Source organism: Nonomuraea sp. NPDC048882 (assembly GCF_040649755.1).
Classification (GTDB): Bacteria; Actinomycetota; Actinomycetes; order Streptosporangiales; family Streptosporangiaceae; genus Nonomuraea; species Nonomuraea maheshkhaliensis.
In genome coordinates this window covers 837,104-860,582 of the sequence record NZ_JBEZGB010000001.1, presented here as the reverse complement: position 1 = coordinate 860,582, position 23,479 = coordinate 837,104, and the positions used below count along the sequence as shown (strand labels likewise).

18 protein-coding genes are annotated in these 23,479 nt (G+C 69.7%); 9 read left to right on the top strand and 9 right to left on the bottom strand.

Annotation, left to right across the window (positions count from 1 at the left end; all coding sequences use genetic code 11):
* Positions 1–8: 8 nt before the first annotated feature.
* Both AB0C27_RS03695 and aceB read right to left on the bottom strand, forming a co-directional pair.
* Positions 9–1,445 carry an FAD-linked oxidase C-terminal domain-containing protein gene (locus AB0C27_RS03695; RefSeq protein WP_346108717.1) on the bottom strand — a complete coding sequence of 479 codons (1,437 nt, stop codon included), beginning with the start codon at positions 1,443–1,445 and terminating at the stop codon, positions 9–11.
* Between the two features lie 15 nt (positions 1,446–1,460).
* Entirely contained in the window at positions 1,461–3,038 is a 1,578-nt protein-coding gene (aceB, locus tag AB0C27_RS03690) for a malate synthase A (RefSeq protein ID WP_357837264.1), read from the bottom strand.
* A gap of 143 nt (positions 3,039–3,181) precedes the next feature.
* On the opposite strand from aceB, the gene AB0C27_RS03685 reads away from it, so the two are divergent.
* The 4 genes from AB0C27_RS03685 to AB0C27_RS03670 all read left to right on the top strand — a co-directional run bounded on the left by AB0C27_RS03685 (position 3,182) and on the right by AB0C27_RS03670 (position 8,510).
* Positions 3,182–3,874, top strand: a complete 693-nt coding sequence (locus AB0C27_RS03685; RefSeq protein WP_357837261.1) for a DUF4097 family beta strand repeat-containing protein — start codon at positions 3,182–3,184, stop codon at positions 3,872–3,874.
* A 108-nt stretch (positions 3,875–3,982) separates the two neighbouring features.
* Positions 3,983–5,395 carry a GTPase HflX gene (gene hflX, locus AB0C27_RS03680; protein WP_357838001.1) on the top strand — a complete coding sequence of 471 codons (1,413 nt, stop codon included), beginning with the start codon at positions 3,983–3,985 and terminating at the stop codon, positions 5,393–5,395.
* Positions 5,396–5,995: 600 nt separating this feature from the next.
* Positions 5,996–7,204, top strand: a complete 1,209-nt coding sequence (gene hutI / locus AB0C27_RS03675) for an imidazolonepropionase (protein WP_357837258.1) — start codon at positions 5,996–5,998, stop codon at positions 7,202–7,204.
* A 574-nt stretch (positions 7,205–7,778) separates the two neighbouring features.
* Positions 7,779–8,510, top strand: a complete 732-nt coding sequence (locus AB0C27_RS03670) for a DegV family protein (protein WP_357837255.1) — start codon at positions 7,779–7,781, stop codon at positions 8,508–8,510.
* Between the two features lie 704 nt (positions 8,511–9,214).
* Here the strand turns inward: AB0C27_RS03670 and AB0C27_RS03665 are convergent.
* Positions 9,215–9,838, bottom strand: coding sequence for a hypothetical protein (locus AB0C27_RS03665; protein ID WP_357837252.1), 624 nt, complete (start codon positions 9,836–9,838; stop codon positions 9,215–9,217).
* On the opposite strand from AB0C27_RS03665, the gene AB0C27_RS03660 reads away from it, so the two are divergent.
* From AB0C27_RS03660 to AB0C27_RS03650, 3 genes are all read left to right on the top strand, one after another.
* Positions 9,825–10,244: a ComEA family DNA-binding protein gene (locus AB0C27_RS03660; RefSeq protein WP_357837249.1), complete on the top strand. Its 420-nt coding sequence runs from the start codon at positions 9,825–9,827 to the stop codon at positions 10,242–10,244. The genes AB0C27_RS03665 and AB0C27_RS03660 overlap by 14 nt on opposite strands.
* Position 10,245: 1 nt before the next feature.
* On the top strand, positions 10,246–13,266 hold the full coding sequence (locus AB0C27_RS03655) for a ComEC/Rec2 family competence protein (protein WP_357837246.1): 3,021 nt from the start codon (positions 10,246–10,248) through the stop codon (positions 13,264–13,266).
* 161 nt (positions 13,267–13,427) lie between these two features.
* Positions 13,428–14,141: a hypothetical protein gene (locus AB0C27_RS03650; RefSeq protein ID WP_357837243.1), complete on the top strand. Its 714-nt coding sequence runs from the start codon at positions 13,428–13,430 to the stop codon at positions 14,139–14,141.
* Positions 14,142–14,158: 17 nt separating this feature from the next.
* Here the strand turns inward: AB0C27_RS03650 and AB0C27_RS03645 are convergent, their stop codons facing one another.
* Entirely contained in the window at positions 14,159–15,079 is a 921-nt protein-coding gene (locus AB0C27_RS03645; protein WP_357837240.1) for a hypothetical protein, read from the bottom strand.
* 128 nt (positions 15,080–15,207) lie between these two features.
* On the opposite strand from AB0C27_RS03645, the gene holA reads away from it, so the two are divergent.
* Positions 15,208–16,191 (top strand): DNA polymerase III subunit delta, encoded by a 984-nt coding sequence (gene holA, locus AB0C27_RS03640; RefSeq protein WP_357837237.1) that lies wholly within the window; start codon positions 15,208–15,210, stop codon positions 16,189–16,191.
* Positions 16,192–16,312: 121 nt separating this feature from the next.
* On the opposite strand, the gene AB0C27_RS03635 is transcribed toward holA, so the two are convergent.
* Entirely contained in the window at positions 16,313–16,798 is a 486-nt protein-coding gene (locus AB0C27_RS03635; protein ID WP_357837234.1) for a MarR family transcriptional regulator, read from the bottom strand.
* Between the two features lie 68 nt (positions 16,799–16,866).
* Between AB0C27_RS03635 and AB0C27_RS03630 the strand changes: the two genes are divergently transcribed.
* Positions 16,867–18,261, top strand: coding sequence for an MFS transporter (locus tag AB0C27_RS03630; protein ID WP_357837231.1), 1,395 nt, complete (start codon positions 16,867–16,869; stop codon positions 18,259–18,261).
* A gap of 182 nt (positions 18,262–18,443) precedes the next feature.
* On the opposite strand, the gene AB0C27_RS03625 is transcribed toward AB0C27_RS03630, so the two are convergent.
* The 4 genes from AB0C27_RS03625 to AB0C27_RS03610 all read right to left on the bottom strand — a co-directional run bounded on the left by AB0C27_RS03625 (position 18,444) and on the right by AB0C27_RS03610 (position 23,443).
* Entirely contained in the window at positions 18,444–19,124 is a 681-nt protein-coding gene (locus AB0C27_RS03625; protein WP_357837228.1) for an HAD family hydrolase, read from the bottom strand.
* Positions 19,125–19,246: 122 nt separating this feature from the next.
* Positions 19,247–19,939: an ABC transporter ATP-binding protein gene (locus AB0C27_RS03620; RefSeq protein WP_357837225.1), complete on the bottom strand. Its 693-nt coding sequence runs from the start codon at positions 19,937–19,939 to the stop codon at positions 19,247–19,249.
* Complete coding sequence (locus tag AB0C27_RS03615) at positions 19,932–20,858, bottom strand: ABC transporter ATP-binding protein (RefSeq protein ID WP_357837223.1); 927 nt, start codon at positions 20,856–20,858, stop codon at positions 19,932–19,934. Before AB0C27_RS03615 ends, AB0C27_RS03620 begins: the two co-directional genes overlap by 8 nt.
* Complete coding sequence (locus AB0C27_RS03610) at positions 20,855–23,443, bottom strand: FtsX-like permease family protein (RefSeq protein WP_357837220.1); 2,589 nt, start codon at positions 23,441–23,443, stop codon at positions 20,855–20,857. Before AB0C27_RS03610 ends, AB0C27_RS03615 begins: the two co-directional genes overlap by 4 nt.
* Positions 23,444–23,479: the final 36 nt, after the last annotated feature.

The window sequence follows — 23,479 nt, the reverse complement described above, 5'->3', positions numbered from 1 at the left end:
CCGCCCCCTCACAGTTGATCGGCCTTTCCTGACTCGACCAGCGGGTGCACGCCCTTGCGCACGCCCGGCACCTCGCCGCACAACCTCGGGGTGGGGAAGACCTTGCCCGGGTTCGCCAGGCCCTGGGGGTCGAACGCGCACCGGACGAGCTGCATCGTGTCCAGGTCGTCCGCGCTGAACATCTTCGGCATATATCGGGATTTGTCGACGCCGACGCCGTGCTCGCCCGTGATGGAGCCGCCGTGCTCGATGCACAGGTCCAGGATCGCGCCGGAGACCACCTCGGCCCGCTCGCCCGCCCCCGGATCCCCGTCGTCGAACAGCACCAGCGGATGCAGGTTGCCGTCGCCCGCGTGGAAGACGTTGGCCACCTTGATGTCGTGCTCCGCGGAGAGCCGGTCGATGGCGGCCAGCACGGCGGGCAGGGACGTACGCGGCACCACGCCGTCCTGGACGATGTAGGCCGGGCTGATCCGCCCCACCGCGGCGAACGCCGACTTGCGGCCCTTCCAGATCGCCGCCCGCTCCGCCGGATCGGCCGCCACCCGCAGCTCGAACGCCGCCGAGCAGATCTCCTCAAGCTGGGCGAACTGCCGCTCCACCTCGGCGGCGGGGCCGTCCAGCTCGACGATCAGCACGGCGCCGGCGCCCTCGGGATAGGAGCAGGCCACCGCCGCCTCGGCCGCCTCGATGGCCAGCGCGTCCATCATCTCGATCGCGGCCGGCACGATGCCCGCCCCGATGATCGCCGAAACGGCCTGCCCGCCCTGCTCGATGCTCTCGAACGCGGCCAGCACCGTGGTCACGGCCTCGGGCGCGCGGCAGAGCCGTACCGTGATCTTGGTGGCGATGCCCAGCGTGCCCTCCGAGCCGATGAACGCGCCCAGCAGGTCGTAGCCGGGGTCCATGCGGTCGAGCGTGACCAGGTCGCCGTCCGGGGTGACGATCTCGCACGCCTCGACGTGGTTGACCGTGAAGCCGTACTTGAGGCAGTGGGCGCCGCCCGAGTTCTCCGCCACGTTGCCGCCGATCGAGCAGATCTGCTGGCTGGAGGGGTCGGGCGCGTAGTAGTAGCCGCGGTCGCGCACGGCCTCGGTGATCGCCAGGTTGGTGACGCCCGGCTCCACGACGGCCCTGCGGTCGGCGAGGTCGATCTCCAGGATCGCGCGCATCCTGGAGGTGACGATCAGCACGCCGTCCTCGCGGGGGAGCGCGCCGCCCGACAGGCCCGTGCCCGAGCCCCTGGCCACGAACGGCACGCCGAAGTCGTTGCAGAGCCGCACCACCCGGGCGACCTGCTCGGCCGTGTCCGGCAGCACGACCACGCCGGGGGTCGCCCGGTGATAGGTGAGGCCGTCGCACTCGTAGGTGCGCAGGCGTACCGGATCGGTGATCACCGAGTCGTGGGGCAGCAGCGAGCGGAGAGCCGCTATCAGGGTGTCCATCACCGATCCCCCTTCTTATGGCATTTGAGCATAGGCCGGAAGCGTCAGGAACTCCGCGAAGTCGTCGTCCAGCGCCACTTCCTTGAACAGCTCGGTCGCCTGCCCGAACAGCTTCTCGTCGTAGCCGGGCTCCTGCGCGATCTTGGCCAGCTCCTCGGAGATGATCCGCTCGACCAGCTCCTTGGTCACCTGCGCGCCCGTGTCGGCCAGCGTGATGTCGTTGTGAATCCACTGCCAGATCTGCGAGCGCGAGATCTCGGCCGTGGCCGCGTCCTCCATGAGGTTGTGGATGGCCACCGCGCCCAGTCCGCCCATCCAAGCGGCCAGGTAACGCAGCGCCACGTCCACGTTGTTGCGCAGCCCCGCCTCGGTGATCTCGCCCGGCGTCTCGGAGACGGCCAGCAGCTCGGCCGCCGACACGCTGACGTCCGTACGCAGCCGGTCGAGCTGGTTGGGCCGCGAGCCGAGCACGCCGTCGAACACCTCACGGCAGACCGGCACCAGGTCGGGGTGCGCCACCCACGACCCGTCGAACCCGTCGTTGGACTCGCGCGTCTTGTCCGCCCGCACCTTCTCCAGCGCGACGGCGTTGACCTCGGGGTCCCTGCGCGAGGGGATGAACGCCGCCATCCCGCCGATGGCGTGCGCGCCGCGCTTGTGGCAGGTGCGCACGAGCAGCTCGGTGTACGCGCGCATGAACGGCGCCGTCATCGTCACCGCGTTCCGCTCGGGCAGCAGGAACTCGCGCCCCCTGGTGCGGAACTTCTTGATCACGCTGAACAGGTAGTCCCAGCGGCCCGCGTTGAGCCCGGCCGAGTGGTCGCGCAGCTCGTAGAGGATCTCCTCCATCTCGAACGCCGCCGGGTAGGTCTCGATGAGCACGGTCGCCCTGATCGTGCCGTACGGGATGCCGAGCAGCTCCTGGGCCCTGGTGAACACGTCGTTCCAGAGCCTGGCCTCCAGGTGCGACTCGATCTTGGGCAGGTAGAAGTACGGGCCCCTGCCCTTGTCGATCTGCCGCTGGGCGCAGTGGAAGAAGTAGAGCGCGAAGTCGAACAGCGACCCCGAGACCGGCTGCCCGTCCACCAGGGCGTGCTTCTCATCGAGGTGCCAGCCGCGCGGGCGGACCACGACCGTGGCCAGCTCGGCGTCGGGCCGCAGCGTGTACGACTTGCCCCCGGTCTCGAAGTCGATCGTGCGGTCGAGCGCGTCGCGCAGGTTGAGGTGGCCGGCCACGCAGTTCTCCCAGAGCGGGGAGTTGGCGTCCTCGAAGTCGGCCAGCCACACCTTGGCGCCGGAGTTGAGCGCGTTGATGGTCATCTTCTTGTCGACCGGGCCGGTGATCTCCACCCGGCGGTCCTCCAGGCCGGGCGCGGGGGCGGCGACCTGCCAGTCGGCCTCCCTGATCTCCTTGGTCTCCGGCAGGAAGTCGAGCATGCCGCCCGCCGACAGCTCCGCCTGGCGCGCCTGGCGGGCCTCCAGGAGCTCCAGCCGCCTGGCGCCGAACTCCCGCTGGAGCGCCGCCACGAAGGCGAGCGCCTCCGGCGTGAGGATCTCGTCGAACCGGTCGAGCATCGGGCCGGTGATCTCCATCAGGACGCCTTTCCGCAGTGTGGAAAATCGATTCTGGATTGTGGAAGTGAAGTTACTCCCCTGGTGTCCGAGGGTCAAAGGTTGGGGTTCCCCCCGGGGGATCCCCGATGTGTGCCGGACCCGGACGCGACAGGATTTCCGCCATGAAGACGATGGCGATCGCGGGCGGCCTGCTGGCCTCCGCCTTCTTGATGGCGGGTTGCGGACTCCAGAGCCTGGGTGGTCCCAGCAATGAGGACACGGCCTCGTACGAGGTGAAGGACAAGGTCTCCACGCTCCGGCTGGAGAGCGACGCGGGCGACGCCGTGATCACCGAGACCGACGGCACCAGCGTGCGCGTGGTCGAGAAGCTGCGCTGGCGTGGCGACGACAAGCCCGTCCCCGAGCACAAGGTCGAGGGCGGCTCGCTGTTCCTCTCCTACAAGTGCCCGTCGAACTGGGGGAGCTGCAGCGTCGACTACAAGATCGAGATCCCCAAGGGGCTGTCCGCCGACCTGGAGAGCGGCTCAGGCACCCTGACGCTCAGGGCGCTGACCGGCCCGCTCGACCTGCGGGTCGGCTCCGGCGACGTGGACGCGGCCGGCCTGGGCGGCAAGAAGGTGCTGGCCACGGCCGGCTCGGGCAACATCGAGCTGAAGTACGTCTCCGTCCCCGACAGCGTGGAGCTGGAGGTCGGGTCGGGCGACATCACGCTCAACGTCCCCGACGGCGCCTATGACGTGAAGAGCGACGTCGGCTCGGGCGACACCGACATCTCGGTCAAGAAAGACAACTCCTCGCCGCACAAGCTCTCGCTGACGGCGGGTTCCGGCGACATCACCGTCGCGGCCTCTTGACAGGGCCGGGGCGCACCTGGATAACCAGGTGATTGCGCCGCGGGTGTCATGCCACCATCGTGGGAAGACATCGGGGTGTCCAGACGTTCCCTCATAGAGATGACACGAATGCACGAATACACCGCGCTCGACGAGTTCGAGACCGGCGACATGGACCTCGAGGAGCGCCAGGCGCTGCGCCGCGTGGCGGGCCTCTCCACCGAACTCCAGGATGTCTCCGAGGTCGAGTACCGGAAGCTGCGGCTCGAGCGGGTCGTCCTCGTCGGCGTCTGGACCTCCGGCACGGCCGAGGACGCCGACAACTCCCTTCTCGAGCTCAAGCTCCTGGCCGAGACGGCCGGATCCCAGGTGCTCGAAGGGCTCGTCCAGCGCCGCCAGAAGCCCGACCCGGCCACCTACATCGGCTCGGGCAAGGCCCTGGAGGTGCGCGACGTGGTCGACTCCACCGGCGCCGACACCGTGATCTGCGACGGCGAGCTGACCCCCGGTCAGCTGCGCCAGCTCGAAGAGATCGTCAAGGTCAAGGTCATCGACCGTACGGCGCTGATCCTCGACATCTTCGCCCAGCACGCCAAGAGCCGTGAGGGCAAGGCACAGGTCGAGCTGGCCCAGCTGTCCTACCTGCTGCCGCGCCTGCGCGGCTGGGGCGGCAACCTGTCCCGTCAGGTCGGCGGTCGCGCCGCGGGCGGCGTCGGCATCGGCGGCCGCGGCCCCGGTGAGACCAAGATCGAGCTGGACCGCCGGCGCATCCGCGAGCGCATGTCCAAGCTGCGCCGCCAGATCGGCGGCATGTCCACCTCCCGCGACACCATGCGCAACCGCCGCCAGCGGCGCGAGGTCCCGGCCGTGGCCATCGCCGGCTACACCAACGCCGGCAAGTCCTCGCTGCTCAACCGCGTCACCGGCGCGGGCGTGCTGGTGGAGGACGCGCTGTTCGCCACCCTCGACCCGACCGTGCGCAGGGCGCGCACGCCGGAGGGCCGGCTGTTCACCATCGCCGACACCGTCGGCTTCGTCCGGCACCTGCCCCACCAGCTCGTCGAGGCGTTCCGCTCGACGCTGGAGGAGGTCGCCGACGCCGACCTGATCCTGCACGTGGTCGACGGTTCGCACCCCGACCCCGAGGGGCAGCTGGCGGCTGTGCGCGAGGTGTTCGCCGACATCGAGGGCGCCTCCGAGGTGCCCGAGATCGTGGTGATCAACAAGGCCGACGCCGCCGACCAGGAGGTGCTCGACCGGATCGCCAGGCGCGAGCGCGACAGCATCGTGGTGTCGGCGCGCACGGGCAAGGGGATCGGCGAGCTGATGGCGCTGATCGAGGAGCGGCTGCCGCGGCTCGACCACGAGGTGCAGCTGCTGGTGCCGTACGACAGGGGAGACCTGATCTCGCGGGCCCACAAGGAGGGCGAGGTGCTCTCGGTGGACCACGTGGGCGACGGGACCGTGCTGCACGCGCGGGTGCTGCCCAGTCTGGCGCAGGAGCTGGAGAAGGTGGGCAAGCCGGTGGAGCACGTCTCCTAGGCTCTGCCTGGGCTTCTTGGGGATGCGTACGCGGCGGAGGGCTGTCCGGCGGGGCGCGCTCATGGATGCGTCATGGGACTCATGTAGGCCATGGACGTGCATGAACACGCGTGGGCGCCCATGAAAACCGGAGAACAGACCCACCATGCCGGGGCTCTTCCTGGCATGGTGGGTCAGTTCTCGCCGCAAAGCGCGCAGACCTGCCTAAAAGCGGCAGTGGTCCCCGAACCCAGGGGTTGCTACGATTGGCCAGACCTAACTTTGGTCTGGATTTGGGTTCGGTTCTGAGTTTCGGATGAGGGTCGTGCGCGTTCGAGTCGTCAGCGGGAGCCCTGGGGACGCGGTAGGGCTGCGTGACGATTGGGATGAGTGGTCTTTCTTCCGAATAACCCTGTACAGCAGCCCAACATGTGAAATAACGTAACTGAACTGAAATCGCCGGATCATGCCCCCGGCGATACGGTCACCGCACCAACGAGGTGCGGAAAAGAGCAGGAGACCCCCCATGTCGTCCGGACCCGGAGCGGACTCAGTGGGCGCGGCCCAGGCCGTGCGCTGGGCTCTGCGCTCATGCGGTGGGCCGTGCTGGGTGGTGATGCGGTGACCGTTCGACTGCTGACCAACATCGGCCGCCTCTGGACCGGCAACGAGGTCCTGAGCAACGCCGCCATTCTGGTGCACAACGACCGCATCGCGTGGGTCGGGCGTGCGCCCGATCTGCCGCAGAGCGTTCCCGGAGTCGTCGACGACATCGTCGACGTCGACCACGTCGAAAACCTGGGCGGCGCCCTGGTCACGCCCGGCCTGATCGACGCCCACACGCACCCCGTCTACGCCGGCAACCGCTACGCCGAGCTGGCGATCCGCACCGGCGGCTCCACGTCCGCCTCGATCACCGCGGCGGGCGGCGGCGTGGGCTCCACCGTCACCGTGACCCGCGGCACCGACCCGTGGACCCTGTGCAACGGCGTACGCGAGCGGCTGCGCGGCTGGCTGCTCAGCGGCACCACGACCGTCGAGGCCAAGACCGGCTACCACCTCACCCGCGACGGCGAACTCGCCGACGTGCGGCTCCTGCGCGAGCTGGAGAAGGAGCCGATGATGCCGCGGGTGCACGTCACGTTCCTGGCCGCGCACGTGGTGCCGCCCGAATACTTCGGCAGGCAGCGCGAATACGTCGAGGCCGTGGGCGCCTGGTGCGCCGACGCGGCCGCGGCCGGCGCCGACAGCGTCGACGTCTACTGCGACGAGGGCTACTTCACCACCGAGGAGTCCCGCTGGGTCCTCGCCTCCGGCCGCAACGTGGGCCTGCTGCCGCGCGTCCACGCCGGTCAGTACAGCCGCCGCGGCGCCGTCCAGCTGGCCGCCGAGCTCGGCTGCGCGTCGGCTGACGGCCTGCACCACATGTCCGACGAGGACATCGCCATCATGTCCCGCTACGGCGTCCCCGCCGTCGTCTGCCCCGCCACCGCCCTGCAGCGCGGCCACCTCCCGCCGGTCCGCCAGATGATCAAGCACGGCGTCCAGATCGCGCTCGGCAGCGACCACAACCCCGGCTACTGCGGCATCACCTCGATGTCCCTGGTGATCGCCATGGCGGTGTCGGCGTTCGGCATGAGCGTCAACGACGCCCTCCGCGCCGCCACCCTGGGCGGAGCCACCGTCCTCGGCGCCCCCGACCGCGGCGTCCTCGCGCCGGGCCGCCTGGCCGACATCGTCCAGTGGGACGCCGACCACGAGGGCGCCTTCGCCTGGTCCTTCGGCCTGAAGCCGCGGCGGGTGTGGCGGGGTGGGACGCCGGTCCAGTAGTCAGGGTCCGGACATGTCACCCTGGATCGCCATCGTCACAGACTCCACCGCCTGCCTCGGGGACGAACCCGGCATAACCATCGTCCCCATCCAAGTCCTCCCCCGCCACGGCACCCCCCTCGCCCCACTTTCCACTCCCAGCCTCCCTCCAGCCCGACCAACAACGCCCGGCCCTCCCACTACGTTCGGCCTCTGTTCGGCTCGGCCGACCACGTCTGGCCCTTCCACCGCGTCCGGCACCACATCGGCCCCGGAGCCGCCGCCTGTCGAGCCAGCCGCCGCATCAGCCCTTGGACCGCCTGTCACGGCCGCACCCACCTCAATGGGCGGCCCAACAGGTAGCCGTATGGGTAGCGACACCTTGAGAGACTCCTCGGCCGACGAGGGGCCGATTCGGGACGGCCACGTAGGTGCGGCGGGACCGTCGGGGGACGCCCACCCCGGCGACGGGCCGCCTGGTGAGTCCTCGCCCGTCGGGGGATCGTCCGGAAGCGCCTACCTCGGCGCGAGCCCGCCGACGAGCAGCTCCACCGCCGAAGTGCCGTCAGAAGCGTCACCAGGAGCGCAGCCAGAAGTGTTGGCAGAAGTAGTGTCGTCAGCCGAGAACTCCTTCACCGGAGACCTCACCGACGCGACCACCTCCCGCCCTTCCCCCACCCGCTTCGCCTCCTGCTACGCCGAGCTGGCCGCCGCCGGCGCCACGGCCATCGTCTCGATCCACGTCTCCGCCGAACTGTCCGGCACCATAGACTCCGCCCGAGCCGCCGCGCGCGAGGCACCCGTACCCGTAGAGGTGATCGACAGCCGCTCGATCGCCATGGGCCTGGGATACCCCGTCCTGGCCGCCGCCCGTACCGCCGAGAGCGGTGGCACCCTGGACGAGGTAGCAGCGGCCGCACATCGTTGCCTACAAACCACGCAATCGTTCTTCTACGTGGACAACCTCGACTACCTCCGCCGCAGCGGCCGAATCGGCACGGCAGCCTCCCTCGTAGGCTCCGCCCTCATGATCAAGCCACTGCTCCACTTCGTGGACGGCCGCATCTCCCTCCTGGAGAAGGTCCGCACCGCCTCAGGCGCCATCGCCCGCCTCGAAGACCTGGCCGTGCACGCGGCGGGATCGGGCCCCGTACGGATCGCGGTACAACACCTGAACGCAAGCGAACGAGCCGAAGCGTTGGCGGAACGCCTCCCGAAACGCCTGCCGGACGCGGTGGACCTCCAGGTGGTGGAGGTAGGCGCGGAACTCGGCATCCACGTGGGCCCCGGCTTCCTCGGCCTCACCGTAACACCAGCAGACGGATAACGATCCCGCCCTCGGCACGTTATCCACAGCCGGCCCCTCCCCACCCACCACTATCCCCAGAACGCCGTTCGGCCCCATCGCCACGGCCACGCACCCCATACCGTCGCCGACGTGCGAACCCCCGATCCGAAGGCAGAGCGCGCCATAGCCGAAGCCCGGCTACGGTCGATCACCGCCCCTGCCCGCCGCCCCCGCCGCCTCATCGGCCGACCTCCCTGGGGCACGCGAAAGCCCCCCGGATCCCGGGAACCCACCCCCGCCCCCACAACCGCACCCCCCACGAAACCACAGCAGGTAAGCCCAAGCCCGGAGCAGGGGGAGTGGGCATCCACACGGACGGCCGCGCAACGAGCAGCACCCGCACCCGTCCCCCGCTATGACGTTGAGCCCGGCTTCGACCGCGACCGCGGACACCGCTTCGACCTCGATCCCGGCTACAGCCCTTCGCCCACTCGCAGCTCTCCACCCGTTCACAACTACGGCGTTGAGCCCGGCCCCGGCCCCGGCCCCGGCCCCGGCCCCGGCCCCGGCCCCGGCCCCGGCCCCGGCCCCGACCACGGACACCGCCTCGGCTTCGGTTCCGGTCACAGGTCGGCACCTGCTCGCAGTCCTGCACCGGTCGCCAACTACGACGCTGGCCATGGTTCTGACCCTGACCACAGCATCAGCTCCAGCCGTAGCCCTCGCCGGATCCCCGGTCCTCCCTACCCCTTCGCCACCGCCAACCCCTCCACCGCCGCCGCTGACCCCTCCTCCACCGCTGCCGATCTCTCCACCTCTACCACCATCACTGCCGCCACAGCCTCCACCACCACCGGCACGGCCCCCACGTTCGCAGCCCCAACGGTTGCGGGCGCCGCGCCCCTGGCCCTTGCACCTTCCCCCACCTCTGCGACTCCCTCGACCTCCACGATGCCAGAGGTCTCGACCTCTACACCCACCACCCCACTCACCGCGGACACCCCCAGGACCGCTAATTCACCTACGGCCGGCACGCCCTGGACCTCTGACCCACCTACCACCATCTCGCCCAGGACCCTTAACCCACCCACCTCCGGTGCGCCCACCTCCTCCCCAGCCACCCTCCCCCCTTCCTCATTGCGATCACTTCGAGAGTTGCTCGCCTCCAAGAGCTCCACCCTCGATCCGGGCAAACCAGGTCTCCGTGTCCTCCTCGCCATCGGCGCACTCGCAGTCGCCGCAGCCGCCTTCTTCGTCTGGCGCTCGAACCCGTCACCCCAACCCCTCGCAGCCCCCACCCCGATGACCCCCAACACGTCGATCACCCCCTTGACCCAATCCCCCTCCGCCAAAGTGACCGTCCACATCGCAGGCAAGATCCGTAAGCCCGGCGTCTACCTGCTCCCCTCAGGCGCCCGCGTGACGGACGCGGTGACAGCCGCGGGTGGCGTGACGCGCGGCGCCTCGACGGGGCCGCTCAACCTGGCCAGACGCCTGATAGACGGCGAGCAGATAGTGGTGGGCGCCACCTCACCCCAGACACCTCTCGCCCCCGGTTCGCCAATCTCCGACCCGACCGCCGCCATCCTGGACCTGAACTCCGCCACCACCGACCAACTCGAACAACTCCCAGGAGTCGGAGAAGTCCTGGCCGCACGCATCTTCGAGTTCCGTACCAGCCGGGGCGGCTTCACCTCAGTCGAGCAACTACGCGAAGTCAGTGGAATAGGCCCCAGAAAGTTCGCCGAGATCAAGCCGAAGGTCCGCGTCTGACATGCCCAGAAAACGCACCGCGGACAGCCAGAAAGACCCGATCTCCGTCCCCCGCGAACACACCTGGCCCCTCGCCCTACCTGCCCTGGCGGCCTGGGCCACCGCCCTGATCCTGCCCGCCTGCTCCGCCCTCACCGGCATGATGGTCGCCACATCCGCAGCCGTGGCGGCCATCGTGCTGCTCCGCCTCACTCGACTCGCAGACGGACAAACCGACAGCTCCACCGCCAGACGCACCGCATGGCGAAACGTCACCATAGCCACCCTCATCTGCACTGCAGCAGCCTCGGCCTCTGTCGCTTTCAGAGTCCACGCCCTCACCACGGGCCCAGCAGCCCAACTCGCAGAGGCGAACGCATTCATCACCGCCCAGATCGCCCTGACCGACGACCCCAAACGCCGACCGGACAGAAGCGGACACTTCCAACCCGCCAGCTACGTGATCTCCGCAGACCTCAAGACCATCCGAACCGGCGCCACCACGCAAGCAGTCAACGTCCCCATCACCGTCTTCGCCACCGGCCAAGCCTGGGGCCCGCTCTTGCCCACCCAGCACGTGGAAGTCACCGGCCGCCTGGCCAAACCGATCCCAGGCTCCCTGATAGCCGCGACTCTCCTGGTCCGAGGCCCGCCAAGAGTGCTGACCCAGCCCTCAGGACTCCAGACGGCAGCAGGCGCGCTCAGGTCGGGCCTGCGATCGGCCGCCGACGTCCTCCCACCCGACCAGCGCGGCCTCCTCCCCGGCCTCGTCGTCGGCGACGTCTCCCGCATGGACCCGCAGGTGACCGCCGACTTCAAGGAAGCGGGCCTCAGCCACCTGAACGCGGTATCCGGGGCAAACCTGGCAATTGTCGCAGGCGCCACACTAGCGATCTCCCGCCTCATCGGCCTCTCCTTGCCACTGAGGGCCATATTCGCCGCAGTCGCGATGCTCGCGTTCGCCATCGTCGCCCGCCCGTCCCCGAGCGTCCTGCGCGCCCTCCTCATGGGCCTTGCAGCAGCCATAGCGATGGGTACGGGCCGTTCGAAGGACGGCTTCGCGGCCCTGACCGCTACCGTCCTCTTCCTGATCCTCTTCGCCCCCGAACTCGCCCGCTCCTACGGCTTCGCCCTCTCGGTAACCGCCACCGCCGGCATCCTCATCCTGGCCCCTCGCTGGCGAGACAAGCTAACCGGAACAACCAGGGAAACCCCTTCACCAGAAACTGAGCCCCACCCTCATTCAGCCCACCCTCATCCAGCCCACCCTCATCCGGACCGCCTCCATCACGACCACGCTCATCACGACCACGCCCATCAGGCCTTCCCTGATCGTGACTACGCCGATCGCGACCACATCCACCGCATCAGCACCGATCCATTCGACCTCGATCACCCCAGCCCGTATCCCCTCAACCCGGGCCACTTCCAATGGGGCCACTCCCAATGGGGCCACCTCGGCAGCGACCACTCCGACCTCAGCCGCTTCGCCGCAGACCGTCCCAGCCCCGACAGCTCCGGCTTGCATCGCCACGGTTCGGATCACTCGGATTCCGGCCGCCTCGACCCCGACAGCTGCAACGCCGACCGCGTCTGCTCCGGACACCATGTTGTTGACCGCTGTGAGCCTGCTCGCCGTGACCCTGACGCCTACGACCCGAGTACGCCCGCTCCCGATCGCCGCAACGTTGACGACCCCAGCCCGCGCCACACGCATCTACGCCACTCAGACCCGCATGGCTCAGGTCCGCCCCACTCAGACCCGCATGGCTCAGAGCTCAGGCATCAAGGCCCTGATTCTGGGTTCTCGTGGCGGGTTCCACGCTGGATGGCTGAGGCTGTTGCCGTTCCGGCGGCCGCTCAGCTGGCGGTGACGCCTGTCCTGGTGCTGATGGCGGGTCAGTTGACCCCAGTGGCTGTGATCGCCAACCTGCTCGTCGCCCCGGCCGTGGCTCCCGCCACCCTGCTCGGCTTCGGCGCCGCTTTGATAGCCCCCGTCTGGCCGGACGGCGCGAGGCTGCTGGTGATCCCGGCGGGATACGCGGTCGGCTGGATCATCACGGTAGCCCGCTGGGCGGTGAACCTGCCGTTCGCCAACGTCCCATGGCCCGCCGGCCTTGCGGGTCTCGGCCTGCTCCTGCTCGCGCTGGTCGTGGCGGCCCTCCTCCTGCGACGTCGCGCCTGGCGGGCGATGGCGCTCACGGCGGCCGGTGCCGCGCTCCTGACGGTGCTGGTTATCCGGCCCATCACCGGAGCCTGGCCGCCGAGGAACTGGCTGATGGTCATGTGTGACGTGGGTCAGGGCGACGGCCTGGTGATCTCGGCCGGGCCGGGACGCGGCGTCGTGGTGGACACCGGGCCGGACCCCGTGACCATGGACCGCTGCCTGAGGAGGATCGGCATCGAGGACGTACCGCTGCTCGTTCTCACCCACCCCCACGCCGATCATGTGAACGGCCTGACAGGCGTGCTCAGAAACCGGCGGGTCGGCGCGGTGGTGGTCAGTCCGCAACGAACGGACGCACGATCAGTCGCACGTGTGTCCTCCACCCTCGCACACCACCGGATCCCCGAATGGACCGCCCCACCAGGGACCCGCTGGCGGTTCGGTCCATCGGAGCTGACCGTACTGGCCCCGGAGGTCACAGCCGATGACATGCACGGATACGGGGAGGGAAGCGCGATCAACAACTCCAGCGTGGTCATGCACGTACGCTGGCGCGCCGGCTCGATCCTGCTCAGCGGCGACCTGGAAACGGAAGCGCAGGAACAACTGCACCACCACTTGACCGTACGGGCGGACCTTCTCAAAACCCCGCACCACGGGTCGAACCGGCAGTCCCCGGCCTTCCTGTCCTCGCTAGGCGCCCGAGCCGCGCTGATCAGCGTCGGAGCCGACAACGACTACGGCCATCCGGCCGAGTCCACGCTGAACCTGCTGAGACGGCTCGGCCTCACCATCTACCGGACCGACCAGGACGGAGACCTCGCCGTGGTGGAACGAGAAGAAGGAGGAATGGCGGTCGTCGCACGAGGCACGTAGCCGATCAGTTGCGCCCCTCACCTCGCGTCTCAAGCCCTATTTCCCCCATCCGAGGGAGCTCGGCGATCATGCTTTCCCTCGCCAGAGGGAGTCGCGGCTCCATGGAGATTGGAAGGCTCGGAAGGTCAGCATGCACGACCTCTTCCGACCGGGGTACAAACGTGAGCAATCGGATCCACCGTACGTTCCCGATGAACAACCGCACATCCCTGATGAGCCTGATCGCCGCGGTGGCCCTTGCGGCCGCGCCCTCCGGGGCCTGGGCGTTGGACGGCGCTGCAGCTTCGGCGCCGTTCGGGGGCTGGGTGTCGGATGGTGCTGTCGGATCGACGCCATCCGGGGGCCGGACTGCGGATGGTACGGCCAGATCGGAGGCATCCGCCGTGCCGAGCCCGACCACGTCCGCCGCGAAGACCGCCCACCTCAAGGGGCGGGCCACGATGTACTTTCCGGCGCCCGACAACGACATCGAGATCACGGCCGACGCCCATGCCACGTTCGACCCGAGCGGTGCATGGAGACCTACCCGATCATGGGGGACGTTCCGGATCTCGCACCGGTACAAGATGCCGGACGGGACATGGTTCACCAACTGGGGTGATTTCGCGGTCGACTGCCTGACCACTGGTGGACCCACCGCGACCGTCACCGGCAGGCTCACCAAGGTGACACCCGGCGGCCCATGGGAGCAGTTGCTGAAGGACCGGACACGCATGGGCCTCAGTTTCTACGTCGCGGGGAAAGGCCGTGGCCCGAGCCGGATCGGTCTGAGCGGGGCACCTCTGCCTGGGGAAGGCGAGTTGAGCGCCTGCATGGCTCCCGCAGCCGATGCGCCGGTGATCAAGGGGGGATACACGCTGCTGGACAAGAGATGATGCGCCGATCGGTGCTGTCACGCGTCGGCTCGGCGGAGGCGTTCGGCTGCTTGGGCCCAGAGCGCTCTGCCGGACACCGCGGTGTAGCCGTGGAGTGCTTCCCACCGAACGTCATGGGCCGCCGGCCACAGCCCCGCCGCCCAGGCGATCTGCTGTTCTTCGGTGGTGAACGCGCGGGCCCGAGCATCCTGGTACGCGGCCAGGAACGCCTCGGTGCTCTCGATCGGTGGCAAAGTGGCCGGTCCCAGCTTGGGGAACACCGTACTGGCGGCTCCCACCAGGGCGGCCTCCGGCTGCCAGGCCAGGCTGTCCCAGTCGTGCACGATCCATACCTGCCGCCCGCGCCATCCGAGGTTGTGCGCCTCGAAGTCGGCGTGGCCCAGCACGCGGGGCAGGTCGGCGGCCAGCATGCGCCGACGGACCCTGTCGGCTATGTCAGTGACATAAGCAGGTACGAGGCTCTGGTCCTTTTCGTCGAGTGACTCGATCGAAGGCCACAGCCCAGGGTCCGGGTGATCCCAGCGTACCCAGCGCGGATTGGGAAGCGGTGGCATGACGGCGACGTCCGCGAGCGCGGTCATCAACCAGGCGAAGACCTCCGCGTAGCGTACGGCGATGTCCGGTGTGTCCCCATGCAGCACCTCTCCTCCAGGGCGGAGCTCCTCCGCGTGTACGGCAAGCGGACCGACACCGACGACCGGCGTGAGCGGACGGGCGCAGGGGAACCCGTTCTCGGCCAGCCGGGCCTGCGCTGCGACGCACGACCCCGCCCGGCCGTCGTCGGGACGGGCCTTGACCACGACATCCGTACCGTCGGCCAGCCGGAGACCGAGCACCGCCGACATCGACTGCTGCCGGAACAGCACGTCGGCGGGTTGCTCTCCCAGGTGGTCCAGGCACCAGGCCGGTAGCCAGTCCGGCAGATCGTCGAGCGGCACAATGAAACTGTGCCACGGCGCGTTCCGAACGCGCCGGAGGCCGCCTGAGAGGCACGTTCCTCACCCTGCATCCAGCGCCCACAGCCACGGCGGAGGCGTTGAGTACCGGGTTGTCGGTGGGGCATGGCATGCTGCCTGACATGGCGGGAACCGATCCAGCACCTGTGACCCTGGTCGTCGGCGATGAGGAGTTGATGGCCGAGCGGGCGGTGATTGGCGTCGTCGCCGCGGCCCGGGCGGCTGATCCCGCCACCGAGGTGCATGACCTGCTGGGGAGCAAGGTCACCACCGGCGAGCTCACCCAGCTGACCTCGCCGTCGCTCTTCGGCGATCATTCCGTGGTGGTGATCCGGTCGGCGCAGGATCTGGCGAAGGACGTCATCGCCGAGATCGTGGCCTACGCCAAGCAGCCGTCCGAGGACACGGTGATGGTCCTGGCACACCCGGGTGGGGTGAAGGGCAAGGCGCTGGTCGACGGGGTGAAGAAGGCCGGGGCCAAGGTGATCACGATCAGCAAGGTCACCAAGGCGGGGGAGCGGCTGGAGTTCATCAAGGGGGAGTTCAAGCGGGCCGGGCGCAACATTTCGGGCGACGCGGCGCAGGCGCTGCTCGACGCCGTGGGCAATGACCTGCGGGAGCTCGCTGCGGCGTGCAGCCAGCTGGTGTTCGACAGCGAAGAGAAGACGATCAGCGCGACGGCGGTGGCCCGCTATCACAAGGGGCGCGCGGAGGTCACCGGGTTCAACGTGGCCGACTCGGCGGTCGAGGGGCGGCTGGCGGAGGCACTGGAGCAACTGCGATGGGCGCTCGGCACGGGCGTCGCCCCCGTGCTGCTGGTGAGTGCTCTGGCCGGTGGGCTGCGATCGCTGGCGAAGGTCGGCAGTGCGCCGCGCAACCTGCGGGGCGGGCAGCTGGCGAGTCATGTCGGCATGCCGCCGTGGAAGGTGGACCGGGTGAGACGGCAGCTCAACGGGTGGGGCCCGGAAGGGCTGTCCCGGGCGATCCAGGCTGTGGCCAGTGCCGATGAGCAGGTCAAGGGCGGGGGCGCGGATCCGGCTTACGCGCTGGAGCACACGGTGCAGGTCATCGTGGCCAGCCGAACGGGCCGATGACGTTCAAGAGGTGAGTTGGTGTGACCGGGCGATCGAGGAGGGGTACGTCGGCTCGGCCAACTGAGTGGGGCGACGACGTCCGAAGGTCACGGGTCGGCGTGGCCGATTAGAGGCGGGCGGGTCAGCCCGGATTTTCCGCGTTGAGGAGCAGGCGCTTGAGGAGTTCGTTCAGGACGATCTGATCCTCGGGTGACAGGGTGTCGATCATCGCGGCCTCCACCTCGGCGCGGATCGTCATCGCATCCGTCCACAGGTCGTTCCCTTTGGGGGTGATCTCGACGTCCACGCGACGCCGATCCTCGGTGCTGCGTACGCGCCGCACGAGCTGCGCCCGTTCCAGCGTGTCCAGGCGCCCCGTCATCCCGGCCGGCGAGAGCAGGAGATCCGCGGCCAGCTCCGACGGCGTCGCCGAACCGCCGCGCGCCACCAGACGGTGCAGCGTCTCGAACTCGAAGTCCTGCATGCCGACCTCCGACAGCGCCGCCTCCTTGGTGTGGCCCAGGTGCTTCACCAGGAACTGCAGGCGGGTGACGATCGCCTCCACCCGTTCGTCGAAGGGCGCCTTGCCGCGCCAGCGGGCCAGGTGACGATCGACGGAGTCCTCCATGCGCGAGATCCTATGCCAGCAAGTATTTTGTTGACGAAACATTCGCTGACGAAATACCGTCTCTGAACATGATGTCTCGGCTGTTGATCGGACGGTGCCTGTCGGCGCTGGCCACGGCGCTCATCCCGACGACCCTGACCCTGGCGGTGCTGCGTGCCACCGACGACGCCGGGGCGCTCGGGATCGTGCTGGCGAGCGAACTGGTTCCCATGCTCCTGCTCCTCCCCGTCGGCGGCGTACTGGCCGACCGGCTCAGGCCCGAGCGGGTGGCATTGTTCGCGGACCTGGCCCGGGGCCTGTCGCAGGCGGCCATCGCCGTGGAGCTGCTCCTCGGGCTGTACCGGCTGGTCGACCTCGCACTGTTGTCGGCGATCGCCGGCGCGGCCATCGCGTTCGGCAGCCCGGCCGTGCCGCGGCTGGTGGTCGCGGTCGTGCCCGGGCCGGCCAGATTGCGGATGAACGCGCGCATCGGCGTGGTGACGAGCCTGTCGTCGGTGGCGGCCCCGGCGATCGCCGGCACGGTCACGGTCGCCGCCGGGCCTGGTTGGGCGGCGGGGCTGACCGCGGTGCTGTTCGCCGGCTCGGCGCTGACGTTGGGCGGCATCCGAACGTCGACCGCTCGGGCCGTGGAGGGCTACCAAGGAGCTGAGAAGGGTCCGAGGGGCCAGAACGTGGCGGCCCGGGGTGCTGGGGGCGGGGAGAGCCTGAGAGGCCAGAGCGTGGTGGCCCAGGGCGCTGCGGGCGTCGCGGCGAATCGGGGCCTCGAGAGCCCTGAGGCCAAGGGGCGGGGCACTTTCTCGGCGTTCGGGCGGGATCTGGGGCATGGGTGGCGCGAGATCAGGCAAAGGCCCTGGTTCCTGGCATGCGTGTTCGGTCATGGTGTGTGGCATTTCGTCGCCGGGCTCTTCCTGACGCTCGCCCCCGTGACGGTCGTACAGGACCTGGGCGGTGAGACGAGTTGGATGGTGATCGTGCAGAGCGGCACCGTCGGGATGGTGCTCGGCGTGTTCGCCGCACCGAGGCTGCCGATCCGGCGCCCGCTGGCGCTGATACAGGTCGGCGCCGCCGCCTATCTGTTGCCCATGGTCGCTCTGGCCATCCCGGGGCCTGTCGCGGTGCTGGCGGGAGCGTACTTCCTGGCGATGTTCGGGCTGGGGGTGCTCATCCCGTTGTGGGAGACGGTCGTGGCCGAGGAGATCCCGGAGGGAGCCCTGGGGCGGGTGCGCTCGTTCGACACGCTGATCTCGTTCGCGTCGCGACCGTTCGGGCTGGCGGTGGCGGCACCGCTGGCCGGGCTGACCGGGGTCACGGCTCTGGCGGTGGTGGGGGGCGTACTGGTCGCCGCCGCCAACCTGATGGCGATGGCCTGGTCGCCCACGACATCCGACCCGAACGCCCGCAGGCGCGACAACGCCGACGGGGCGCGCTCGCTGAGACTGGGGAGAAAGCGTCCGATCGCATGAACCGGGACGCGCTCATCCCTGAACGGAGCCGGGTTGAGATGCGCCCGATCGCGAGGTCGTACCGTGACTGAGGCTCGCCCGACCGTCGCTGAACGAGGTCGGCGGATGTCACTCGATGCTTCTCACGAAGAAATCCTCGCGATCTGAACGTGCTGAGCAGTAGTACGAGGTCTCGCGAGGAATCAAGGTGTGGTCGAGGGGGGCTGCTCAAGCGGCATATGCCCGCGCAGGATGGCGATGGCCTCGGTGGCGTCGCCGACCACGTGATCGGCCGCGTGTTCGTGGGCCGGCCACGTCCCCCGGTCGATCCAGATCGTACGCAGACCGGCTGCTTGGGCTCCTGCGATGTCGGCTATGAGGTTGTCGCCGACCATCCAGCCGCCCTGGGCGAGGCTGGTCCCACACCGTTCAGCGACGATCTCGAACAGGCCGGTCTCGGGCTTCCTGATGCCCTCGGCTCCCGACACGGCGTAACCGTCTACCGCGTCGGCCAGGCCGGTTCGGTGGAGTTTGCCGAGTTGGGTGTCTGCCATGCCGTTGGTCACGATGCCCACGCGCCATCCCGCGGCGCGCAGGCCGGCAATTCCGGCGAGGACTCCGGGGTAGCAGCTGACGAGGTTGGGCATGCGCCGGCGGTAGGCCGCCCATAGTTCCTCGACTGGGTCGGGCAGGGCGAAATGTTCACGGACTCTGGTGAAGAAGGTCTCGCGATTGGGGTGTGTGGCTCGATTCTCGGCAATGAGCCAGGCCAGGCTCTTGGGGCCCAGGTGCTGGTGTTCGGCGAACTCGGCGGCCCACTGGAGGAATCCGGCGTCATGGTCGAGGAGTGTTCTGTCGAGGTCGAAGAGGGCTAGGCGCTGCACGCAGCCGATCATAGAAAGCTGTGGCTCAACCAGGACAGTGGGCTCGGGATGAAGGTCACGGCCATCCCTTCTGAGCGCCTTCTCGGCACGTGTGGGCTCTCCAATGCCGCGCCGCGGAGCGGTCAGGTGCGGGCGGTTTCGTGGATGACGCCGTCGCTGATCTCCAGCACCCGGTCCGCCACCGTCATCAGACTCTCATCATGCGTGGCCACCAACGCCGTAACCCCCTCACTCCGTACGAGCGCCCGCAGCAGCTCCATGATCTGCCGCCCCGTCTGCGAGTCCAACTGCCCCGTTGGCTCGTCGGCCACCAGCAGCCGGGGCCGGTTGGCCAGGGAGCGCGCGATGGCCACCCGCTGCCGCTGCCCCCCGGACAGCTCGTACGGCCGCTGGTTGACGTGCTGTTCCAGCCCCACGAGCGCGAGCAGCATCCGGACGCGAGCCTCCCGTTCCACCGCGGGTGTACGCAGCAGCCGCATCGGCACCCCGACGTTCTCGGCCGCCGACAGGACCGGGATCAGGCCGAAGGACTGGAAGACGAAGCCGACCACGTCCCGGCGCAGGGTCAGCAGCTCGTTCTCCGACATGGCGGTGACCTCGTGCCCGTCCACGACGACCCGGCCGGCGTCCGCTTTGTCCAGGCCGCCGATCTGGTTGAGCAGGGTGGTCTTGCCCGAGCCCGACCGGCCCCGTACGGCGACCAGTTCGCCGGGATGGATGGAGAACGTCACATCTCGCAGCGCGACGACCTCCTTCGGCCCGGTCCGGTAGACCTTGCGCAGACCCTCCACCACGACCAGAGGCGAGTCAGTCATTCGAGGGCTCCTCTCGGGCGGGCCACACGCCGATGTGGTCGGATTCGAGTTCGAGGCGGACCCGCCGCTCCATGTCGAGGGCGCTGGTGAAGTCGCGGGGCAGCTGCAGCCGTCCGACGCGGTCGAGCACGGCGTACTCCTCGGCGATGATCTGGCCCTCGGCGCCCTCGCGCCGGAGCGTCTCGCTGCTGGTACGGCCGTCGCGGATGCCCACCGTGCGGTCCACCTGCTCGGACACGAGCGGGTCGTGGGTCACGATGACCACGGTCACCCCAAGCTCCCTGTTGGCCGTGCGCAGGGCGTCGAACACCTGCTCCGACGTCTCGCTGTCCAGCTCGCCCGTCGGTTCGTCGGCCAGGATGAGCTGCGGGGAGTTGGCCAGCGCGACGGCGATGGCGACGCGCTGCTGCTGGCCGCCGGACAGCTCGGGGGGTTTGCGGCCGGCGCAGGAGTCGACGCCGAGCAGCTCCAGCAGCTCCTCCGCCTGTCCCCGCCGCGCCTTCCCGCGAGAGGCGAGTTTCATCGGCAGCTCGACGTTCTCCCGCGCGGTCAGGTACGGCAGCAGGTTGCGCGCGGTCTGCTGCCAGATGAACCCCACCACGGAACGCCGGTAACGCAGCCGGTCGCGCGGGCTCATCGACAGCAGGTCCATGCCCGCCACCCTGGCCACCCCCGCCGTCGGCACGTCCAGCCCGGACAGCACGTTCAGCAGCGTCGACTTGCCCGAGCCCGACGCGCCGACGATGGCCACCAGCTCGCCCTTGTCGATCACCAGGTCGAGGCCCTGCAACGCGACGACCTCGACGCCCTCGGTCTTGTAGATGCGGACGAGGTTGTCGCACACGATGTGCGCGTCACCGCCGAAGGCGGCCTTCTGGCGGGTGGCCTTGGCTTCCAGCTCTGACAGGGTCGGATTCATGTGAGGTCCCCCACTCGAAGGACGGCGCCGAGGCTGCGACGACGGCTGATGACGGTGTGCGCGTACGCGCCGAGCACGGCGACGACGGCCAGGCCGGCGGCCAGCGCGCTCGGCAGGAACAGGTCGAGCGAGTAGTCGCCGACGGCCAGGTCACCGGCGTAGGACGACAGGTCGACGCCGGGCCCGAGCGCGGCCGGCAGGCCGAGGCCCAGGCCGAGCCCGACCAGGGCGGTGACGAGGATCATGGGCAGGATCTCCAGCACGGTCAGCCGCTGCGCCTGGCGTTCGGACAGCCCCAGCGTACGCAGGAACGACACCGCCCTGGCCCTCTCGGCCGCCCCGACGACCAGCGACAGGACGACGGCGACCAGCGCGTACGCCGCCAGCGCGACCGTCACCACGACAAGCGTCGAGCGGACGGTGCTGGTCAGCGGGTCCTCCTGGATGGCCGCCATGGCGCTCTCCTGGGAGACGACGCGGGCGGACGGGACCAGTCGCGCCAGCTCGGGGAGTGAGACATCGCCCTTGATCAGCAGCGTGTTCACGGCGGGCCGCAACTGCACGCCGATGGGCACGACGACGAACTTGCCGGTGGTGAAGAAGCCGGGCACCGACTCGATCACGCCGCGCGTGGCCAGCTTCAACCGCGACTGCCAGCCGATCTCCAGCGTTCCCCGTCCACGCAGCTCCGGCGAGACGAGTACGCCGTCGGAGAGCGCGGGCAGGCCGACGGGGGCGTCCCCGAGGATGGCGCGCCACTGGGCCACGTCCACGGCGATGGCCTCGGCCCGTTCGGCGCCGTACCCGACCTGGACCCGTCCCGTCTGGGCGAGCACCACCTGCTCCACCCCGGCCAGGCGGCGCACCCGCTCGATCGCGTCGCCCGGGATCTCGCTCTCCGCGGTCACTCTGACCGGCGCGCCCACCTGCTGCCAGGCGGCCAGCCGCTGCGTGCTCGCGATCCCGTCGGAGACGACGGCGGCGAACACCGACACGCCGAGCGCGGGCAGCAGGATCAGCACCGGCAGCACGCTGCCGGATCGCGACCTGGCCGCCCTGGTCAGCCCGAGGAACGGCACGGCCGCGCGGGCGCGCGCGCTCAGCCGGACGAACAGCCGCAGCGGGTACGGATAGCAGCGCAACGTGATCAGCGCCGCCGCCACGGTCAGCGCGATCGGCACCACCAGCAGGAACGGATCCTGCCCGGCCGAGGCGCTCAGCCCGCGGGCCCGCAGCAGGTACGCCCCCGCCAGCGCCAGCACCACGACCAGCACCTCAAGCGTGATCCGCTTGGCGGACGGCCGGGCGGTGGCCACGTCCTCGCGCCGCTCGTGCAGCGGCGTGCGGTGCGCGAGGGCCGGCCCGACGGCGGCGAACCCGACGGCCACGACCACCACGACCACCGGCCCGGCGTGCACGACGGGCAGGACGGGGCCGGGCACGAGGTACGACAGCGCGTACCCGATCAGCGCGGCGGGCACCACGGCCAGCGCCGTCAGCGCCGCCGCCGTGCCCGCCACCTGCGGCAACGATCCGCCCCGCGCGCGGGCCAGGCTCAGTGTGTGGTCGAGCTTGTCGGCCAGGAGCTGTACGGCGAGGACGATCACGCCGAGCGCCACGGCCAGCAGCCCGCCGAGCACCAGGTACATCACGGTCTGCGCGGTGGACAGCTCGGCGAGAAAGCCGCTGAGCAGCTCGGGCAGCCCGCTCACCAGCCGGTACGGGCTGGCCGTGCCCACGGTCTGCAGCGCCACGACCCGGTCGAACTCGTGCACGGCTGCCCGCAGGCCGGGCACGTCGAGCGCGTCGGCCGCCCGCGGGTCGAGGGGCAGGATCCAGCGGTAGGTCAGGTTACGTCCCTCGCCGCTGAGCGCGGTGAGCCCGGCGTCGGACGTGAGCGTGGTGATGTGCCGGACGAAGTCCTGGCGGCCGGGCGGCTGCTCTTCGAGGATGCGCAGGATGTCGGAGTTGTGGGACCAGTAGCGGTCGCCGGGATCCTTGGCGCGGAAGATGCCGACGATCTTGACGGCGGCGTAGTCGTTCTCGCCGACGAACACCGTCTGGCCCAGCCGCAGGTTCATCTTGTCCAGGGCCTGTTCGACGACGCCCACCTCGAAGACCGGGATCGTCTCACCCTCGTAGCGCGTCGTGGCGGGCGCGCCGGGCGCGCGCCCGCGCACCCAGTCCACGCGCCGGTCGGCGTCGGAGAGCCAGCCCAGGTTGAGGAAGGACTTGCCACCGGTGCCGGTGATCGGCGTCAGGGTGGTCTTGGCGCTCATGTGGCCGGCGCTGGAGGGCGCGGTCACCGGGCGGAGCCGGGGCGGCAGAATCTCGCGCCAGAGGCGCTCGCGGGAGTCGAACTGGGCGCGTTCGTGCAGGTCCTCGGCTCGCGAGCCGGAGTTGACGGTGACGGCCAGGTCGGTCTGGACGGCGGGCGCGGCCTGGAGGTCGCGGCGCAGCGCCTCGTCGTACGCCGCCTGCGTCGCCCTGGGCAGGCCCGCGACCAGCAGGCAGGCGCCCAGCGTCAGCACGAAGAGCACGGCGACCGTGCCCAGGTGCTCCCGGGCGAGCAGCCGGATCCTCACTGTTCCTCCCGGAAGGCGAGCAGCCGGAACCCCGCC

Bases quoted from the DNA above. Each gene is read 5' to 3' on its own strand.
- AB0C27_RS03615 (WP_357837223.1), bottom strand. From the start codon at position 20,858: ATGAATCCGACCCTGTCAGAGCTGGAAGCCAAGGCCACCCGCCAGAAG.
- AB0C27_RS03630 (WP_357837231.1), top strand. From the start codon at position 16,867: ATGATGTCTCGGCTGTTGATCGGACGGTGCCTGTCGGCGCTGGCCACG.
- AB0C27_RS03635 (WP_357837234.1), bottom strand. From the start codon at position 16,798: ATGGAGGACTCCGTCGATCGTCACCTGGCCCGCTGGCGCGGCAAGGCG.
- AB0C27_RS03695 (WP_346108717.1), bottom strand. From the start codon at position 1,445: ATGGACACCCTGATAGCGGCTCTCCGCTCGCTGCTGCCCCACGACTCG.
- AB0C27_RS03685 (WP_357837261.1), top strand. From the start codon at position 3,182: ATGAAGACGATGGCGATCGCGGGCGGCCTGCTGGCCTCCGCCTTCTTG.
- hflX (WP_357838001.1), top strand. From the start codon at position 3,983: ATGCACGAATACACCGCGCTCGACGAGTTCGAGACCGGCGACATGGAC.
- aceB (WP_357837264.1), bottom strand. From the start codon at position 3,038: ATGGAGATCACCGGCCCGATGCTCGACCGGTTCGACGAGATCCTCACG.
- holA (WP_357837237.1), top strand. From the start codon at position 15,208: ATGCTGCCTGACATGGCGGGAACCGATCCAGCACCTGTGACCCTGGTC.
- AB0C27_RS03665 (WP_357837252.1), bottom strand. From the start codon at position 9,838: ATGTGGACGGTCACTTTGGCGGAGGGGGATTGGGTCAAGGGGGTGATC.
- AB0C27_RS03655 (WP_357837246.1), top strand. From the start codon at position 10,246: ATGCCCAGAAAACGCACCGCGGACAGCCAGAAAGACCCGATCTCCGTC.
- AB0C27_RS03620 (WP_357837225.1), bottom strand. From the start codon at position 19,939: ATGACTGACTCGCCTCTGGTCGTGGTGGAGGGTCTGCGCAAGGTCTAC.